The following is a 17,996-nucleotide window of genomic DNA, read 5'->3' on the forward strand; positions in this document are numbered from 1 at the left end:
GTGGTCAACCGGGTTGAGGACGAGGGGCGTGCATGATCACCGCTGGACTGGCTTCGGTCGGCTTCCCGGACAGACCGCTCGCGGAGGTCGTGGAGCTGGCGCTGGGCGCGGGGGCGGGGGCTCTCGCGTGGGGCGGCGACGTGCACGTCCCGGCGGGCGACCTGGTGGCGGCCGAGCGCGCGGCGGCGCTGAGCGAGGCGGCCGGGCTCGTGGTGGGGGTGTACGGGTCCGGGTACCGGGCCGGGTGCGACGACCCGGAGGAGTTCGCGGCCGTGCTGGACAGCGCGCAGTCCCTCGGCGCGCCGGGCGTGCTGGTGCGGGCCGGTGGCGTGGCCCCGTGGGAGGCGACGGTCGGGGCGTGGTCGTTCGTGGTGGCCGAGCTGCGCCGCTGCGTGCGGCTGGCGGCCGAGCGGGACCTGGTCGTGGTGGCCGAGCACAGCGCGACGAGCCTGTTCGGCACCCTGGAGTCCGCGCTGCGGCTCCTGGCCGACGTGCCGGGGCTCGCGGCGCACTGGCGGGCGCTGGGCGGGTCGGGGGCGGTGCTGGCGGAGGTGTCGGCGCTGCTGCCGTCGCTGGCGGTGCTCTCCTGCGGGGCAGGCGATCCGGGCGCCTCGGCGGCGCTGGAGCTGCTCGCGCGGGACGGCGGCGCCCGGATGGCGCTGCTGGAACCGGCCTCCGGCGACGCGACGGCCGTCGTGCGGGACGGCCGGGCGCTGCTCGCCCTGCTGGGGCGGCGTCCCTGATCACCCGCCCGCCGCGGGCGGTCTGGCGCGGAAACGCGCTCGCCCCCGCCCGCGGGCCCGTGCGAGGGTGGCCCGCGTGGCTCCGCAGCGCCAGGTCCGCGCCGACTACGACGGCTCGCACATCACCGTGTACCAGGCCTACCCGTCCGCGATCGCCGATCCGGCGCTGGCCGCCGGGCGCTTCGTGTCGCCGTTCTCGTTCGGGCGGATGACCTGGATCAAACCCTCGTACCTGTGGCTGATGCACCGCAGCAACTGGGCGCGCAAGCCGGGGCAGGAGCGGGTGCTGGCGGTGCGGATCACCCGCGAGGGGTGGGAGCGCGCGCTCGCCCAGGCGGTGCTGACGGACTCGCCGGGGCTGGAGGGCGCGCGGGTGCACGTCCAGTGGGACCCGGAGCGGTCGCTGCGCGGGGCGGCGCTGAACCACTACAGCATCCAGGTCGGCGTCGGGCGGGACGTGGTCCGCGAGCTGGTGGACGAGTGGACCACCGGTATCACCGACCTGACCGAGCGCACCAGGAAGATCGCCGCGCTGCTCCAGGCCGGGCGCGTCGAGCAGGCCAGGCGCCTGCTGCCGCCCGAGCGGCCGTACCCGCTGCCCAGGGCCATCGCCGCCAGGCTCGACGCCGACTGACCCCGGTGGGCCGCGCGCCCGGCGCGGCGCGCGTCACCCCGCCCCGCGGGTCCGGAATACCCCGCGCACCTGTACCGTTGGGACAAGTAGTTGAACTCGCAACTACCTGGATCGAGGAGCGGTCATGCAGTTCGGGGTCTTCACCGTCGGCGACGTGACTCCCGACCCCACCACGGGGCGGGTTCCCACCGAGGGCGAGCGGATCAAGGCGATGGTCGCCATCGCGCTCAAGGCCGAGGAGGTCGGGCTCGACGTCTTCGCCACCGGGGAGCACCACAACCCGCCGTTCGTGCCGTCCTCGCCCACCACCATGCTCGGCTACATCGCGGCCCGCACCGAGAAGCTGATCCTGTCCACCGCGACCACGCTGATCACCACCAACGACCCGGTGAAGATCGCCGAGGACTACGCGATGCTCCAGCACCTGGCCGACGGCCGGGTCGACCTGATCATGGGTCGGGGCAACACCGGGCCGGTGTACCCGTGGTTCGGCAAGGACATCCGCGACGGCATCGAGCTGGCCATCGAGAACTACCACCTGCTGCGCAGGCTGTGGCGCGAGGACGTCGTCGACTGGGAGGGCAAGCACCGCACCCCGCTCCAGTCGTTCACCTCCACCCCGCGCCCGCTCGACGGCGTCCCGCCGTTCGTGTGGCACGGCTCGATCCGCAGCCCGGAGATCGCCGAGCAGGCCGCGTACTACGGGGACGGGTTCTTCGCGAACCACATCTTCTGGCCGAAGGAGCACTTCATGCGGTTGATCAACCTCTACCGCGCGCGCTTCGAGCACTACGGCCACGGCAAGGCGCACCAGGCCCCCGTGGGCCTCGGCGGCCAGGTGTTCATCCGGCCCAACTCGCAGGACGCGGTCAACGAGTTCCGCCCCTACTTCGACAACGCCCCCGTGTACGGCCACGGCCCGTCGCTGGAGACCTTCACCGAGCAGACCCCGCTCACCGTGGGCAGCCCGCAGCAGGTCATCGACAAGACGCTGACCTTCCGCGAGCACTTCGGCGACTACCAGCGCCAGCTGTTCCTGGTCGACCACGCCGGGCTGCCGCTCAAGACCGTGCTGGAGCAGCTCGACCAGCTCGGCGAGATCGTGCCCGAGCTGCGCCGGGAGTTCGCGGCCAAGCGGCCCGCGGACGTGCCGGAGGCGCCCACGCACCAGAGCCTGCTGGCCGCGAAGACCGCCGCCGAGACCGGCGTCCGGTCCGCCGCCCGGACCGGGAAGGAGAGCGTCCGATGACCCGCATCGCCGTGGTGTCGGCGGGCCTCGGCGAGCCGTCGTCCACGCACCTGCTGGCCGACCGCCTCGCCGCCGCCACGTCCGCCGCCCTCGCCGCGTCCGGCGGCCCGGTCGAGGTCACCACCGCGCACCTGCGCGACGTGGCCCGCGACGTCGCGGACAACCTGGTCACCGGCTTCGCCGGTCCGAAGTTGCGCGCGGTGATCGAGGACGTGGTCGGCGCGGACGCGCTGATCGCCGTGACGCCCACGTTCAACGCCTCGTACAGCGGCCTGTTCAAGTCGTTCGTGGACGTGCTGGAGCCGACCTCGCTGGCGGGCAAGCCGGTGCTGATCGGCGCGACCGGCGGCAGCGAGCGCCACTCGCTGGTCCTGGACCACGCGCTGCGCCCGCTGTTCGCCTACCTGAAGGCGATCGTGCTGCCGACCGGCGTGTACGCGGCCTCGGCGGACTGGGGCGCGGGCTCCGGGCTGGTCGGGCGGATCGACCGCGCGGGGGCCGAGCTGGCGGACCTGCTGGCGGGCCGCGCCCCGGCCGCGCAGGCGGACCCGTACGCGGACGTCGTCCCGTTCGAGCGCCTGCTCGCCGGGGACCGCTGACCCCGGCGGGGCCGCCGCGGACCGGGGGCGCCCACCACCGCCCCCGGTCCCGCCCGCCGGTCGTCCGGAAAACCGGCTGACTCGCGCCCGCCCGCCGCTTAGGCTCTCCGGCGGAGCGGGCGGCGGGCGGCGTCCCCTCCGCGCCGGTGTCGGTGTCGGCGTCTGGGTCCGCGTCCGCGCGAGCGCAAAGCGCGACCGGAAAACCCGGATGAATCACCCGCCCGCCCCGCGCGCGCCACTCCCCGCGCGCTCCGCGTCACACCCGCTTTCCATTTGAATGCAATGCTCGGCTTTCCCTCTCGACCGGGTGAACGACCCATGAACCCCGAGTGGGTCTCATTCCCCGTGACACTCGTCCCGGTGTACCCGGAACAGGTGACCGTCACCCGGTGTGGCAGACTCCCGAGCATGGCTTCTCTCCGGTTTGCCCTGCCCAACAAGGGTTCGCTCAGCGAACCCGCCGCGCGGATGCTCAGCGAGGCGGGGTACCGCGTGAGCAGGTCGGGGCGCGAGCTGATCGTCGCGGACAAGGCCAATGGCGTGCAGTTCTTTTTCCTGCGCCCGCGCGACATCGCGGTCTACGTCGGCGAGGGTTCGCTCGACGTCGGCATCACCGGCCGCGATCTCCTGCTCGATTCCACGATCGCCGCCGACGAAATCCTGCCGCTCGGGTTCGGGCGCGCCTCGTTCTACTTCGCCGGGGTGCCCGGCGCCATTTCCGACGTCTCGGAGCTGGCGGGCCGCCGGATCGCCACCAGCTACCCGAAGCTGGTCGGCCGCCACCTGGAGGAGCAGGGCATCAAGGCGGACCTGGTCCGCCTGGACGGCGCGGTCGAGACCGCCGTCGAGCTGGGCGTGGCCGACGCCATCGCGGACGTGGTCGAGACCGGCATCACCCTGAAGACCTCGGGCCTGGCCACGTTCGGCGACCCGATCCTGCGCTCGGAGGCCGTGCTGATCCAGCGCGACGCCACGCGCGTCGACGCGGAGACCGCCGAGGCCGTCGAGGTGCTGGTGCGCAGGCTCAAGGGCGTGCTGATCGCCCGCAGCTACGTGATCCTGGACTTCGACTGCCCGACCAGCGCGCAGGAGGAGGCGTTCAAGCTGGTCCCCGGCATCGAGGCCCCCACGGTCTCGCCGCTGGCCCGCGAGGGCTGGGTGGCGGTCCGCTCGCTCGTGCCCAGGCACGACGCCCCCAAGATCATGGACCAGCTGTGGAACGTGGGCGCGCGGGCGATCCTGGTCAGCTCCCTGGACACCTGCCGCATCTAGCCCCGAGCGGGAAGCCACCGGACCGCCCGCCCCCGCACGGGGACGGGCGGTCCGCCGCTCCCCGGCGTCCTCGCCGAACCGCCCGTGGGCGGGCCCGGTGCCACCCGGCCCGCCGTCACCGCGCCCGCGTCACCGCGCCCGCTTGGGGAACAGCGGTCCGGTCCCGGTCTCCGCGCCCACCTCGCGCCACCACCGGCTCCGCTCGGCCGTGGCCAGCCCGTCGACGGACACCTCCACCCCGGCCTCCCCGAGCACCCCGAGCAGGTCGGTCAGCGCCTTCACCGCGCTCGGGTGCGCCACCTCCAGCCCGGCGCGCACCCGGACCGCCCGCACCGGGAACGCCTCCAGCGCGGCCAGCTCGCCCGGAGCCACCGGGAAGTCGTCGACCTCCGCGCCCACGCCCGCGTCGGCGAGCACCCGCAGGTTGTCCGCGGCCTCGTCCCGCTCGAACAGCACCCGCGCGGGCACCGCGACCCGCAGCAGCCGCCGGGGCAGCCCGGTCTCCTCCAGCGCCCGCAGCGCCGACCCCACCAGGTCCTGGTCCGCGGCCTGCTCACCGCTGAGCGCCACCCGCACCGGCAGCTCCGCCCCGTCCCGCGCCCACTCGGCGGCCCGCTCGCACGCCGCCCGCAGCACCAGCGCCCCGAGGGGCACCGCGAACCCGGTCTCCTCGGCCAACCTCGCGCACCGGGCGTGCGGCAGCACCCCGAGGACCGGGTGCCGCCACCGCAGCACCGCCTCGGCCGCCACCACCCCCGCGTCCGCCAACCGCACCACCGGCCGGTACCGGACCTCCAGCTCCCCGCGCCGCCACGCGCCGGGCATGGTCGCCGCGAGGGCGAAGTCCCGCCGGTCCGCCCCGTCCAGCTCCGGATCGGCCAGCGCCCACTGCCTGCTGCCCAGCCCGCGCGCCCGCCGCAGCGCGAGGTCGGCCGCCTCCAGCAGCTCGGCGGGCGGGGTCCCCGGCGCGGGCCGGTGCACCACCCCGATCGTGGCGGACAGCGCGATCTCCTGCCCCGCGACCTCCAGCGGCTCCCCGAGCCGCTCGTTGATCAGCCGCACCGTGGTCACCACGTCCGGCGTGCCCGCGACGTTCTCCACGAGCACCGCGAACTCGTCCGCCCCGAACCGCGCGATCATCGTGTTCTCACCGGGCACCGCCTCGAACAGCCGGGACGCGGCGGTCTTGAGCACGTGGTCGCCGACCGCCCGGCCGAGGCCGCCGTTGATCCGGGAGAACCCGTCCAGGTCCAGGTGGTAGACGGTGACGCCGGTCGCCGGGTCGGCTGTGCGCAGCGCCCGCTCCAGCCTGCTGGTGAAGTACTGCCGGTTCGGCAGCCAGGTCAGCACGTCGTGCAGCGACTGGTGGTTGAGCTGCCCCTGGAGCAGGCTCACGTCGGTCCGGTCCTCCACGACCACCACCGCGTAGGGCTCCCGGCCGGGTGGTCGCAGCGGCGCGGTGGTCAGCGCGGCCCACGCGACCTCGCCGTCCGGGCGGAGCAGCCTGCGCTGCCCGGACAGCGCCGCCGTGCCGCCGCAGGCCAGGCCCACCAGGTCGGCCACGACCGCGCCCCGGTCCGCGGGGTGCACGAGTTCGAGCAGGTCGACGCCGGTCAGCGTGCCGCGGGCGCGGTTGAGGATGTCCGCGAGCGCGTCGTTGGCCTCCAGGACGCTGCCCTCGAACGTCACCGAGGCCACCCCGATCCGGGCGGCCTCCTCCACGATCCCGGCCTTGGCCGCCAGCAGCACCGACTCGGCCATCGGGAGCCCGGCCGCCGGACCGCCGGGGAGTTCGGCGTCGGGGAGGTTGTTGTTGGTGGGGTCCGCGTCGGGCAGGCCCGCGCCGGTGGGGGCCTGCCAGGGGGAGTTCTGGTCGACGGCGCCCGCGCCGGTGGGCGGGGCGTCGGCGCCCGCCCGCCTGCGGTGGGGCCCGCCGGGAGCGGTCTCCGGCGCGGGGGCGGTTTTCGCGCCGGTCGGCGGCTCGTCGCCGGTCCCGGCGCCGCTCAGGTCGTCGACGTCGTCGTCGGCGGGCGAGCAGTGGTGCGGCTGCTCGTCGTCGTCCTCGTCCAAGTCCTCCGGCGCGGCGGGTGTGGCGGGCGGCCCGTCGACCGGGACCCGGACCGCCGCGCCGCACGGGGTCGCCAGGGGGACGCTCTCCGCGCGGGGCCTCGGGGTGCGCGCGGACCTCGCCGCGCCGTGCGCCACCGCCTGCTCGGCGAACCCGGCGGCGAGCGCCGCCAGCACCGAGGGGACGCGGTTGCCGACCGCCGACAGGGTGGCCAGCCCCGGTAACCCGGCGCTCAGCAGCTCCAGCGTCACCCGCAGCGCCTCGGGGTCCTAGGTCAGCTCCGCGAGCACGCCGCCCGTGGTGCGGCCCGCCGCGACGGCCAGGTCCGCGCTGCCCCGCGCCACGGCAGGCCCCGCGCCGTCCGGGTCGTCCTCGAAGTCGTCCTCGTCCCCGTCGCCGATGCCCAGCGCGCCCGCGCACAGCCGCTCGACCTCGCCGAGCAGCGCCCGCTCCAGCACCTGCCCCGGAACCCTGCCGCCCGAGTGCCCGGCCAGCAGCCCCGCCCACGTCCCAGCCAGCTCCGCGCGCTCGCGGAGCGCTTCCGCCTCCCGTGAAAGCGGAACCGTCATGTCACCCTCTCCGGTGGCTCTGCGTTCGGTGCGTTCGGTCTTCACGTCCGCGCGCGCCGGAACGTCCGGCGCGCGCGTGCCCACGAGGTGCTCCGGCGGCTGCGCCGATCAGGGCCCGCCCACCGGTCGTTCATCACAGCTTGCGCGACAGGGCTAATAGCGCCTTCGACCGGGTGGTGGACAGGAACCCGGATCATCCAACCGCCTGTCACCTCACCGCGCCAGCAGATCCTACAAATTAACTCGATCGTGGCAGTGGCTTCGCGTGCGACACGCCCTTAAGGCTCCCTTTAACCCCTGCTGAACGCGGTCGGGACGGTGTTCCGGGGTTCGCCGTGAACGCTTCCGGAACGTGGGACGACGCGGCGCGGAGTGACGCTCCGCAGTCGCGGGCTACACCGCAGAGCTGCGGAAACACCCCTTCGGGTCAGTCTGCGGCCAATGCTGATCACGGCTGGGCGGCACGCCTCGAAAGGGGGCAACGCGGGCCCTGCTGACGTTCGGCGGATATTTGACCGGGGGGCGACCTGGGATGATCCGGTCGAATGCGGGTTTTCCGGTCGGCGCGGCCGGGCGGAAAACGGCGGCCGGTTCGATTGGGTCGCCCGGTCAATTCCTCACCACCTGGAAAGGGGCTTGTCCGGAGTTCGCGGGCGCCGCTCGCTGTCGGTCCCCGCTGCTAGCGTCGCGCGCATGACGACGACCCGCGTGCAGCGCACCGTCCGAGCCCCACGAGCAGCCGTGTACCGGGCCCTGCTCGACGGCGAGGCGGTGGGCCGCTGGATGGTCCCCAACGGCATGAGCAGCGAGGTGCGGGCCTTCGACGCCAGGGAGGGCGGCGAGTTCCGGATCAGCCTCACCTACGACGACCCGAGCACGACGGCGGGCAAGACCAGCGACCGGGTGGACAGCTACGGCGGTCGCTTCACGCGGCTGGTCCAGGACACCGAGGTGGTCCAGGTGGTCGAGTTCGACACGGACGACCCGGACACGGCGGGGGAGATGGTGCTGACGTTCACGCTGGTGGACGTCGAGGGCGGCACGCAGGTCACCGGCGTGCACGAGAACCTGCCGCCGAGCGTGCGGCCCGAGGACAACGAGCACGGCTGGGCGATGTCGCTGGGCAAGCTCGCGGCGCTCGTGGAGGAGCGGGAGCAGGGGCGGCAGCGGGGGAACGCCTAGCGGAGGGGAGTGCCTGGCCGGGGGGGCTGGCGGAGGGGAACGCCTGGCCGGGGGAGTGCCTGGTGGGGGAGTGCCTGGCGGGCAAGAGCCGGGCGGGCAAGAGCCCTGCGGGCAAGGGCTTGGCCCGAGACGGGTCGCCGGAGTGGCGGCGACCCGCCCGCGTCAGGCCGGGGTCACTCGCCCGCGCCGCACAGCCACTCGTAGAACTCCTCGCCGTCCGGCACCTCGCCCCGGTGGCGGACCACCCACAGCAGGGCGGCCTCGCTCTCGCCGTACTGGTCGAACTGCTCGCCCTGCGCGACGACCACGACGGTGTTCTCGCCGCGCCGCCACAGCGCGTGCTGCCAGCCCAGCTCCTCGTCGTGCCCGCCGGTGCGCTCGGGCTCGCCCAGCACGGCGGTCAGCGCGGCCACGCCCTCGGCGTAGCGGGCGGTGAAGTCGGCGCGGGAGGCGTCCTCGGCGAGCTGCCAGCCCTCCGGCCAGTCGCCCTCCGGGACGTCCTCGGGGTCGGGGGCGAACCAGGCGAAGTCCAGGGAGGCGCTGGTCAGGGCCGTCTCGTCGGCGCCGAACCGGACCGGGCCCTCGGGCAGGTCGAACCGGTACTCCAGCTCCTCGAACACCTGGTGCGAGAGCGCGACCCCGCCGGGCAGCTCCCAGCCGGTGCTCGCCCACGCGTCGTCCAGGTCGCCCCACGGGGTGTCCGCCAGTGCCAGGACGCGTCCGATCGCTTGCTCGTCCAGAGGACGCCACGCCAGTGCCATGCGGCAACGGTAGTGGGCGCGTCCCGGCGCTCCGCCAACCGGGTGGGTGATCAACGGGTGGGTGATCAAGACGGGCGCGACCGCCCGCGGGCGCCGGGGGTGCGAGCGGGAGCGGCGGCTCCCGGAGACGGGCCCGCGGTCGTCAGCGGGTGAACGCGGCTCTGCGGGCCGCCCTGCGCATCGTGCGCAGCAGCACCGGGCCGGTGGTCGCCACGAGCAGGGCCGTGGTGATCGCCCGCCCCACGTCCCAGCCCAGCGACGTGGCCAGGCTGAACAGCGCCAGCCTGGTCAGGTTCGACCACACCGGCTCGCCGGGCTGGAACGACAGGTCGCTGTGCGCGCCCAGCGCGAACGGCCAGAACGACAGGTTCAGCAGCAGCCCGTACCCGAGCCCGGCCACCGCCCCGTACCCGGACAGCACCAGCAGCTCCCGCCACCCCCGGCAGCGCGGCAGCAGCCCCGCGCCGAGGCCCACCCAGGCCGCGCCGATCATCTGGTACGGCAGCCACGGCCCCACCCCGCCGGTCAGCAGCGCCGACGCGAACAGGGTCGTGCTGCCCAGCGCGAAGCCGAAACCGGGGCCGAACACCCGACCGCCCAGCACCAGCAGGAAGAACACCGTCTCCACGCCCGCCGTGCCCGCCCCCAGCGGTCGCACCGCCGCGCCCAGCGCGGACAGCACGCCCAGCACGGCGACCGCCTTCGAGTCCAGGCCGCCCTCGCTCAGCTCGGCCAGCACCACCGCGATCACCAGCGGCAGCAGCAGGGCGAACAGCCACGGCGCGTCGGTCGAGCGCGCGATCCCCGCGCCCGGTTCCACCAGCAGCGGCCAGCCGAACGCGATCAGGCTGATCGCGCCCGCCACCAGCAGCGCCGCCACTGCCCTCGGGCCGATCCGGACCGGCGCCGCGCTCACCGCAGCGCCCCCTCGACCTGCTCCACCGTGAGCCACCGGCCCGGCGCGAGGACCTTCGACACCTGCGGCGCGAACACCGGCGACGAGGTCACCACCTCCGGCGTCGGGCCGTCCGCCACCACCTCGCCGCCCGCCAGCACCACCACCCTGGTCGCGCACTCGGCCGCGAACTCCACGTCGTGCGTCGCCAGCACCACCGCCGCGCCCCGCTCCGACAGCCCGCGCAGCACCTCGACCAGCCGCCGCTTCGCCGTCACGTCCAGACCCCTGGTCGGCTCGTCCAGCAGCACCGCGCGCGGCTCGGCGGTCAGCGCGATCGCCAGCACCAGCGCCAGCCGCTGCCCCTCCGACAGGTCGCGCGGGTGCGCCCCGGCGGGCACGCCCGGCGCCAGGCCGTCCAGCAGCGCGCGGCACGTCCCCGCCCCGCGGCCCGACTCGCGGTCCGCCTGCGCGCACTCGGCCGCCACGTCGTGCAGGTACAGCAGGTCGGCGGGCTGCTGCGGCACCAGCCCGACCAGCTCCCGGCGCTCACCCGGCTCCAGGTCCGCCGGGTCCGCCCCGCCGTCCGCGCCGAGCACCAGCACCTTCCCCGCCGCCCGGCTCCCGCTGCCCTGCACCGCCCACAGCAGGCTGGACTTGCCCGACCCGTTGCGCCCCATCAGCGCCACCCGCTCGCCCGCGCGGACCGCCAGGTCCACCCCGCGCACCGCGTCCACCCCCGGATACCCGACCCGGACGCCCTCGGCGCGCAGGACGGGCGGACCGCCCACCGGCGCGTCCTCTGGCGGCGCCACCCCGGCCAGCCGCTCGCGCAGCCCACCCGCCGCCCGCCGGGCGTCGCGCACCGACACCGGGACCGGCGACCACCCGGCCAGCGCGCCCAGCCGCACCACCGGCGGCGCGACCGCCGACCCGGCCAGCACCTCCGAGGGGGCGCCCGCGCTCACCCGGCCGTCCCGCACCAGCACCACCCGGTCCGCGTACTGCGCCACCCGCTCCAACCGGTGCTCGGCGACCAGCACCGTCATGCCCAGGTCGTGCACCAGCCGCAGCAGCGCCGCCAGCACGTCCTCGGCCGCGCCGGGGTCCAGCGCCGACGTCGGCTCGTCCAGCACCAGCGCGCTCGGGTGCGCGGTCAGCGCCGCCCCGATCGCCACCCGCTGCTGCTGCCCGCCGGACAGCGCCGACAGCGGGCGGTCGCGCAGGTCGGCCAGGCCCAGCAGGTCCAGGGTCTCCTCGACGCGCTTGCGCATCACCGGGTTCGGCAGGGCCAGCGACTCCATCGAGTAGGCCAGCTCCTCCTCCACCGAGTCGGTCACGAACCCCGACCACGGGTCCTGCGCCACCAGCCCGACCACGTCCGCCAGCTCGCGCGGCGGGTGGTCGCGGGTGTCGCGGCCCGCCACCAGCACCCGGCCGGTCAGCTCGCCGCCGCTGAAGTGCGGGACCAGGCCGTTCGCGGCGCGCAGCAGCGTCGACTTGCCCGACCCGGTCCGGCCGACGACCAGGCACAGCTCGCCCTCCGGCACCACCAGGTCCACGTCGGACAGGACGGGCGCGGGGGCGTCCGGGTAGGTGATCGACACCTGCTCGAAGCGGATCACGACGACCTCCGTTCCGGCGGCGCGGGCGCCACCACCAGCGGCAGCAGGGCGACCAGCGCGCCCGCGACGGGCAGCAGCGGCAGCACCGGGGCGGACAGCGGGGTCACCTGCACGATCAGCGCCTGCCCCGGCGCGGCGAACGCGCACACCGCCGCCACCAGCCCCGACCCGGCCACGAGCAGCTCGCGGGCGCGCCAGCGGTCCGGCCGGTAGCGGGTGCGGCGGACCCGGCGCGACCCCAGCGCCAGCCCGCCCGAGGCCAGCGCGACGCCGACCGCGAGCGCGCCCGCGCCGAGCGGGACCGGGGTGTCCGCGCCGAGCAGGCCGTACGCGCCCACGCACAGGCCGACCAGCCCGCCCAGCACGAGCGCGCCGGTCACCAGCCGGTCCCGGCGCGAGAGCCCGGCCCGCCTGCCGTACCCGCGCGAGTCCATCGCCGCCGCCAGCACCAGCGACCGCTCGAACGCCTCCTCCAGCACCGGGACGAGCAGCGAGCGCACCACCCGCCTGCCGCGCGGGGCGTCACCGCGCAGCAGCCGCGCCCGGCGCACCGAGCGCGCGCTCGCCACCAGCTGCGGGGCCACGGTCAGCGCCACCACGACGGCCACGCTCACCTCGTACAGGGCGGCGGGGAGCGAGCGGAGCAGGCGCTTCGGGTCGGCGAGCGCGTTCGCCGCGCCCACGCAGGCCAGCAGCACCGCGAGCTGCAGGCCCTGGCACAGCGCCAGCACCAGGCCCTCGGCGGTGACCGGGCCGCCGAGGCGGACGCCCCGCGCCCAGGCGGGGAGCGGGATCTCGGGGAGCGCGAGCAGCACGGTCGGGCCCTGGGCGCCGCCGAGCAGCACGTGGAACAGGATTCGGACGGCCAGGACGACCAGGCCGAACTTGAGGAACGCGCCGTACGCGGACGGCCCGGCGTCGCGGCGCGCGCACCCGGCGACCACGACCCCGGCTACGGCGAGGAGGGTGGTGAGGAGGAGGGGGTTGGTGGCGCGGGTCGCGGCGGCGGCCAGGCCCAGCGCCCACAGCCACCACGCGCCGGGGTGCAGGCGGCGGGGTGGAGCGGTCACGCGGCGGTTCCGGGGGTGTGGTGGCCGGTCACGTGGCTGGTCCTGGGTGTGCTGCGGCTGGTCGCCCGGCGGTTCCGGGGGGTGTGGTTGCTGGTCGCGCGGCGGTTCCGGGGGTGTGGTGGCCGGTCGCCCGGCGGCTCCGGGAGGCGCTGTTGCTGGTCACGCGGCGGCTCGGCGGCGTGCGGTCCACGCGCCCAGACCGGCCAGCGCGGCGATCAGGAGCACCCCGACCGGCCAGGCCGCGGCGCCGCCGGTGGGGGCGTCGGTGGCCTGCGCGGCGGGGATCGGGGTGGGTGGGGCGTCGGTCGGGGACGTGGCTGGGGGAGTGGAGCCCTCCGAAGGGGCCGCGCTCCCGGAGGGGGTGGCGCTCCCGGCGGTGGCCGGTGCGGAGGAGTCCGAGGTGGGCGCGCCGGGCGCCGGGGTGTCGGGCGCGGGAGGTGCGGCCTGGGTGGTCCCCTGGGAGCCAGGCTGCGCGGCGGGGGGCGCGGGTTGGGGGAGTTGCGGCTGCGGTGGGGCCGGTTGCTGGGGCTGGGGCTGAGGTTGGGGCTGCGGGGCGGGGGGTGCGGGTGGGGCGAGCGCGGGTGGGTTGCCCGCGCCGAACGACCAGCCCTCCACGCTGCCCGGAGCCGGGTCGTAGGAGCCCGCGCCCGAGGAGCTGTAGGTCCACGAGCCGCCCGCCGGGGCGTGCCAGTACGACCAGTAGGCCGAGGCCGGAGCGCCGTTGCACGGGCTGGGCAGCGCGGAGATCTGGCAGACCAGGCCCGGCTGGCGGGGCACGTAGGCGTGCGGGAAACCGGCGGAGTTCAGCGCGGCGATCCCGCTGGCCGGGTCGCCCGGCGCGCAGCCGGTGCGGACACCGCCCAGCGCGCCGAAGTCGACCACCACGGTCACGCCGTCGCAGGCGGCGGCCGACGCGGGCGCCGGGACCAGCGCGGTCCACAGCAGGGCCAGCGCCGTGGCCAGGCAGGCGCCGGGCCGACGGGTCGAGCGCCGTGCCGCCGCCCCGGTCACCGGGTGCGCCTGCGCGACGCCACCAGCGCCAGCGCGCCCGACACCAGCATCAGCGCGCCGATCGCCAGCACCGGCGCGATGTTCGCGCCCGTGTTCGCCAGCGCCACCGACTGCCTCCCGGTCACGACCACCGCCGCCGGGGACGTGGTGGTCGGCGCGGTCGCGGCGGGCGCGGAGGTGGTGGTCGGCGCGGTGGTGGTGGTCGTGGAGGTGGTGGTCGGGCCGGTGGTGGTCGTCGGGGGCTGCGCGTCGCACTTCAGGGTCGGCGCGCCCGCGTTGTCGGCGGCCTTCAGCGTGGTCAGGCCGACGCCCGCCACGCCCAGCACGGCCTGCGCCGTCGCGCGCGTCGCGGTGGCCGCGTCGAAACCGGTGGAGTCGTACGCGATCGCGCCCCGGTTCGCCTCGACGCCCGAGCAGGCCACCTGGAGGCCGGTCAGGAACGCCACCGCCCTGTCGGCCGCCGCCCCGCGACCGCCGACGCGCAGCGCCTGCGCGGCCAGGCCGGTGCTGTTCGCGTTCGGCTTCGGGGCCGGGCTGAGGTCCGCGAACCCGCCGTTCGCGCCCTGCGCGGAGGTCAACCAGTCCAGGGCCTCCCCGGCCTCGGTGGCCCTGCCGGTCGCGAGCAGCGCCTGCGCCGCGTACCCGGTGGTGTCCACGTCCGACTCGCAGGTGGCCTGCTCCAGCTTCTGCGGGAACCCGCCGTCCGCGCACGCCTGGCCCACCAGGTAGTCCACCGCAGCCTGCGGCGCGGAGCCGTGGCGCTCCAGCGCGATCACGGCGAGGGACTGGGTGATGCCGTTGCTGAAGTCCCCGAACTGCGACTGGTCGCTGAACCGGCCGGACGGGGCCTGCCGCGCGAGCAGCCGGGTGATCAGGTCGACCCCGCCGAACGCGGTCGGGTCGACGCCCTGGACCTGGGCGAGCAGCGCGACCTTCGCGTGCGCGCCCGCGTACGACTCGGCGGTGCCGTCGCCGAGGTACTGCGGCAGGTTCTCCGGCCTCGCCAGCCACGCGGTGGCCTTGGCCCCGCTGTCCCGCCCGACCCCGGCCGCCGCGAACGCGAGCACCGCGTCCGCCGTCAGCCCGTGATCGGGGTAGGCGACCCCGTCGAAGGTGGTCTCCAGGTGGTCGCCGCCGACGAGCTGCCTGGTCAACCAGCCGCCCGCCGCCCCGTCGGGGGAGGTGGTCGGCTCGGCCCGCGCGGGCAGCGCGGGGGCCAGGAGCCCGGTGACGATCAGCGCGGCGATGCCCGCCGCGGCACGGCCATGACGCATGTGGCGCCTCTTTCGGTGGCGAGGCGCGGGCAACCCGAGGGGCCCGACCCGCAGTCCTCGACGGGTGGCGTGGCTTGTCCACGTCCGCCGGGTGTTCGGGCTCGACGTCCTCGGGACGCCCTACCGTTGCGGGTCAGCGCCGGCATTCGACCGGCTTCCCCCAGCGCACGCGCGGATCAGAGTACGCCCCGGAACCGCTGGGGCGACCAGCGAACGGCCCCATCCAGCGGGAACGCGCAGGAGGGGTGGGGGAGCCGGGGCTAGGGCTTCCGGGCGATCAGGCAGGCCTGCGGGCCCTTCTCGGCGCCGTGCGGGGCCCTCACCAGCCGCGCGATCTCGGTCAGGCCCGCTGCGGCGATCGCGCCGGCGACCGCGTCGACCGGGTGCCAGTGCACCTCCAGGTCCACGTCGTGCCCGTACGCGCGGGTCAGCGGGGTGACCCGGTCGCCCTCCTTGAAGGCGGTCATCAGGTGCCCGCCGGGCTTCAGGACCCGAGCGAGTTCGGTGAACACGGCGGGCAGTTCGGCGGTCGGCGCGTGCACGGTCGAGTACCAGGCCACGACCCCGCCCAGCGAGTCGGCCGGGACGGCCAGCTCGCGCATCGTCCCGACCTCGAACCGCAGGTCGGGGTGCTCGCGGCGGGCCACCTCGACCATGCCGGGGGACAGGTCGACCCCGGAGACGTCGACGCCCAGCCCGGCCAGGTGCGCGGTGATCAGGCCCGTTCCGCAGCCCACCTCCAGGACGGGGCCGTCGACCAGCTCGGCGAACGCCGCGAGGACGGCGCGGTCGAAGGGCATCCCAGGGAGGAGGCCGCTGACCAGTTGCTGGTAGGACTCGGCGACGGTGTCGTACGAGGCGCGGGTGGCCTCCGAGCGGGGGTCGGTCACGGGCGTGGACCCTAGCGGGTGGGGTGCTGGTGCGGAGCCCGGCGGGCCAGGCGCGGGACGGGGCGCGGCGGGCCTGCCACGGGAGTGGGGCGCGGCGGGTCAGGCGCCCGGTCGGTTCACGGCGACCTCGGCCCAGACGGTCTTGCTCGTCGGGCCCTGCACCACGCCCCACAGGGTCGCCAGGCGGTTCACCAGGAGCAGGCCGCGACCGCTCGGCTGGAGCGGTTCGAAGCGGCTCAGCACGGGCAGCAGTTGCGGGCTGGCGTCCTCCACCTCGACCCTGATCACGTCGCGGACCAGGTGGAGCCGGAAGCGGCGGGGGGCGACCGCGTGTCTGAACGCGTTGCTGAGCAGGGCGTTGCCGACGAGCTGGGTGTCGACGGCGTCCGCCACTCCCAGCCCGGCGAGCGTCGCCGAGGTCCACTTCCGCATCCGCGCCAGCGGCGGGTCGTCGCCGTGCAGGACGACGTCGATCCGCTCACCGCGAAGCTCCACGATCCGCACTCGCCAGTCCTCCGGGAAAATCGCCCGACAAGCCGACGGGATACCCCCGTTGGCACGAGTCAAACACCACGCCCGGCCCACCAGTGGAGGTGGGGGGCTCTGAACGGGGGAATCGCAGGTCATGGCTCCTACACCGGTCAACCGGTCCCGGCTGCTCGCGCTGCTGCGCGACGAGGGGCCGCTGTCGAGGGTCGCGCTGGGGGAGCGGCTGGGGGTGCCTCGGGCGGCGCTGTCGGCTGAGCTGGGGAGGTTGGCGGAGGCGGGGCTGGTCGAGGAGGGCGGACCTGCGGCGAGCCGGGGCGGGCGGCGGTCGGTGCTGGTGCGGTTGGCGGCTGAGCTGAGGGTGCTGGCGGTGGCGGTGGGGGCCACGTCGGTCACGGTGGCGGTGGCGGACGGGCGGTGCGAGGTGTTGGCGCGGGTCACTGAGGAGAGTGACGTGCGTGACGGGCCGGGGGTGGTGCTGGAGCGGGTGGTGCGGCTGGCGGCGCGGGTCCGGGAGCTGGCGCCGGGGAGGGTGGTCGCGGCGGGGGTGGGGCTGCCGGGGCCGGTGAGCTTCCGGGACGGGGTGCCGGTGGCGCCGCCGATCATGCCGGGGTGGGACAGGTACCCGGTGCGGGACGAGCTGGCGGCGCGGTGGGGGTGCCCGGTCGCGGTGGACAACGACGTGAACGCGATGGCGCTCGGGGAGCGGCACGCGGGGGTGGCCCGGTCGTTGGAGGACTTGCTGTTCGTGAAGGTGGGGACGGGGGTGGGGTGCGGGATCGTGCTCGGGGGGCGGGTTGTACCGGGGGGTCGCGGGGGCCGCGGGGACATCGGGCACATCCGGTTGGAGGAGGACGGGCCGGTGTGCGCTTGCGGGGGGACGGGGTGCTTGGAGGCCTGGTTCAGCGGGGCGGCGTTGGCTCGGGACGCGGTGGGGTTGGCGAGGAGCGGGAGGTCGCCGTTGTTGGCGGCTGGGTTGGCTGAGCGCGGCGGGTTGACGGCTCGGGACGTGGGGGCGGCGGCGTCGGCTGGGGATTACGCGGCTGCCGGGTTGGTGCGGGATGGGGGGAGGAGGTTGGGGCAGGTCGTGGCGTCGCTGGTGAGCTTCTTGAACCCGGGGATGGTGGTCATCGGGGGTGGGGTTTCGGGGCTCGGGCACGCGTTGCTGGCCGAGGTTCGGGGGGTGGTGCATCGGCGGTCGTTGCCGTTGGCGACGGGGAACCTGCCGATCGTGCTGTCGGAGTTGGGGGATGAGGCTGGGGTGGTTGGGGCGGCTTGGACCGCGACTGAGCGGGTTTTTGCGGTGTGAGGGGGCAGGAGCTGAAGGGCAAGAGCTGAAGGTCAAGAGCTGAAGGGCAAGAGCTGAAGGTCAAGAGCTGAAGGGCACGCCTCGCCGGCGGGGCAGACCTCCAAAAAAGAGGGGACACGGGCTCTGCCGGCCGGTGACCGTTGGTCCTGTGGTCCCGTTGTACCCCTGCGGTGGGCGGGGTCCCTCTTCTCCGTTTGGCCTCCTTTCAGGCAAGCACAGGCGTCAAGACGCCGTTTGACCAGGCAGTCTGCCGCGCAGTGCGGCGGCGTCTTGACACCTGCGCTCGGGCTTCGCCAGGCCAAACGGAGAAGAGGGACGCGGGAGTGGGGCTGCGTGGGCTCGCTGCGCTCGCCCCGCAT

Annotated in this window: 17 protein-coding genes and 1 riboswitch; of the genes, 7 read left to right on the plus strand and 10 right to left on the minus strand. The window is 75.5% G+C overall.

The features are described from left to right. The first annotated feature begins 32 nt into the window (after positions 1 to 32). The 5 genes from CNX65_RS11610 (at position 33) to hisG (ending at position 4,497) form a co-directional block, all read left to right on the plus strand. Positions 33 to 743, plus strand: a complete 711-nt coding sequence (locus CNX65_RS11610; RefSeq protein ID WP_096492792.1) for an apurinic/apyrimidinic endonuclease family protein — start codon at positions 33 to 35, stop codon at positions 741 to 743. A 76-nt stretch (positions 744 to 819) separates the two neighbouring features. Then, the gene (locus CNX65_RS11615) at positions 820 to 1,377 is read left to right on the plus strand and encodes a DUF4291 domain-containing protein (RefSeq protein WP_096492793.1); all 558 of its coding nucleotides are present in this window, start codon (positions 820 to 822) and stop codon (positions 1,375 to 1,377) included. A 124-nt stretch (positions 1,378 to 1,501) separates the two neighbouring features. Continuing rightward, complete coding sequence (locus CNX65_RS11620; protein WP_096492794.1) at positions 1,502 to 2,626, plus strand: LLM class flavin-dependent oxidoreductase; 1,125 nt, start codon at positions 1,502 to 1,504, stop codon at positions 2,624 to 2,626. Beyond that, complete coding sequence (locus CNX65_RS11625) at positions 2,623 to 3,225, plus strand: FMN reductase (RefSeq protein ID WP_096492795.1); 603 nt, start codon at positions 2,623 to 2,625, stop codon at positions 3,223 to 3,225. The genes CNX65_RS11620 and CNX65_RS11625 overlap by 4 nt, the downstream gene beginning before the upstream one ends. Positions 3,226 to 3,633: 408 nt before the next feature. Next, the gene (gene hisG / locus CNX65_RS11630) at positions 3,634 to 4,497 is read left to right on the plus strand and encodes an ATP phosphoribosyltransferase (protein ID WP_096492796.1); all 864 of its coding nucleotides are present in this window, start codon (positions 3,634 to 3,636) and stop codon (positions 4,495 to 4,497) included. A gap of 129 nt (positions 4,498 to 4,626) precedes the next feature. Here hisG and CNX65_RS11635 read toward each other — a convergent pair whose 3' ends face one another. Continuing rightward, a complete protein-coding gene (locus CNX65_RS11635; protein WP_096492797.1) occupies positions 4,627 to 6,816 on the minus strand; it encodes a putative bifunctional diguanylate cyclase/phosphodiesterase in 2,190 nt (729 codons plus the stop codon). Between the two features lie 18 nt (positions 6,817 to 6,834). Then, positions 6,835 to 7,134, minus strand: coding sequence for a hypothetical protein (locus CNX65_RS11640; protein WP_157767593.1), 300 nt, complete (start codon positions 7,132 to 7,134; stop codon positions 6,835 to 6,837). A gap of 693 nt (positions 7,135 to 7,827) precedes the next feature. Here CNX65_RS11640 and CNX65_RS11645 point away from each other — a divergent pair. Continuing rightward, positions 7,828 to 8,316 (plus strand): SRPBCC domain-containing protein, encoded by a 489-nt coding sequence (locus CNX65_RS11645; RefSeq protein ID WP_096492799.1) that lies wholly within the window; start codon positions 7,828 to 7,830, stop codon positions 8,314 to 8,316. 173 nt (positions 8,317 to 8,489) lie between these two features. Here CNX65_RS11645 and CNX65_RS11650 read toward each other — a convergent pair whose 3' ends face one another. The 8 genes from CNX65_RS11650 to CNX65_RS11685 form a co-directional block, all read right to left on the minus strand. Then, positions 8,490 to 9,077: a hypothetical protein gene (locus tag CNX65_RS11650; protein ID WP_096492800.1), complete on the minus strand. Its 588-nt coding sequence runs from the start codon at positions 9,075 to 9,077 to the stop codon at positions 8,490 to 8,492. Between the two features lie 142 nt (positions 9,078 to 9,219). Next, positions 9,220 to 9,993: an ECF transporter S component gene (locus CNX65_RS11655; RefSeq protein ID WP_096492801.1), complete on the minus strand. Its 774-nt coding sequence runs from the start codon at positions 9,991 to 9,993 to the stop codon at positions 9,220 to 9,222. Beyond that, a complete protein-coding gene (locus CNX65_RS11660) occupies positions 9,990 to 11,597 on the minus strand; it encodes an ABC transporter ATP-binding protein (RefSeq protein ID WP_096492802.1) in 1,608 nt (535 codons plus the stop codon). The genes CNX65_RS11655 and CNX65_RS11660 overlap by 4 nt, the downstream gene beginning before the upstream one ends. Then, entirely contained in the window at positions 11,594 to 12,667 is a 1,074-nt protein-coding gene (locus CNX65_RS11665; protein ID WP_096492803.1) for a CbiQ family ECF transporter T component, read from the minus strand. Before CNX65_RS11665 ends, CNX65_RS11660 begins: the two co-directional genes overlap by 4 nt. Before the next feature lie 159 nt (positions 12,668 to 12,826). Beyond that, positions 12,827 to 13,678: an RAD23 family protein gene (locus CNX65_RS11670; protein WP_096492804.1), complete on the minus strand. Its 852-nt coding sequence runs from the start codon at positions 13,676 to 13,678 to the stop codon at positions 12,827 to 12,829. Continuing rightward, the gene (locus CNX65_RS11675; protein WP_177154401.1) at positions 13,675 to 14,952 is read right to left on the minus strand and encodes a prenyltransferase/squalene oxidase repeat-containing protein; all 1,278 of its coding nucleotides are present in this window, start codon (positions 14,950 to 14,952) and stop codon (positions 13,675 to 13,677) included. Before CNX65_RS11675 ends, CNX65_RS11670 begins: the two co-directional genes overlap by 4 nt. 69 nt (positions 14,953 to 15,021) lie before the next feature. Then, a riboswitch (cobalamin riboswitch) is annotated at positions 15,022 to 15,148 on the minus strand. Positions 15,149 to 15,212: 64 nt separating this feature from the next. Next, positions 15,213 to 15,842 (minus strand): class I SAM-dependent DNA methyltransferase, encoded by a 630-nt coding sequence (locus CNX65_RS11680; RefSeq protein WP_096492805.1) that lies wholly within the window; start codon positions 15,840 to 15,842, stop codon positions 15,213 to 15,215. A 99-nt stretch (positions 15,843 to 15,941) separates the two neighbouring features. After that, a complete protein-coding gene (locus CNX65_RS11685) occupies positions 15,942 to 16,346 on the minus strand; it encodes an ATP-binding protein (RefSeq protein WP_096492806.1) in 405 nt (134 codons plus the stop codon). Positions 16,347 to 16,467: 121 nt separating this feature from the next. On the opposite strand from CNX65_RS11685, the gene CNX65_RS11690 reads away from it, so the two are divergent. Then, positions 16,468 to 17,637, plus strand: coding sequence for an ROK family transcriptional regulator (locus CNX65_RS11690; protein ID WP_096492807.1), 1,170 nt, complete (start codon positions 16,468 to 16,470; stop codon positions 17,635 to 17,637). Positions 17,638 to 17,996: the final 359 nt, after the last annotated feature.

The sequence above is a fragment of the Actinosynnema pretiosum genome (assembly GCF_002354875.1).
GTDB lineage: Bacteria > Actinomycetota > Actinomycetes > Mycobacteriales > Pseudonocardiaceae > Actinosynnema > Actinosynnema auranticum.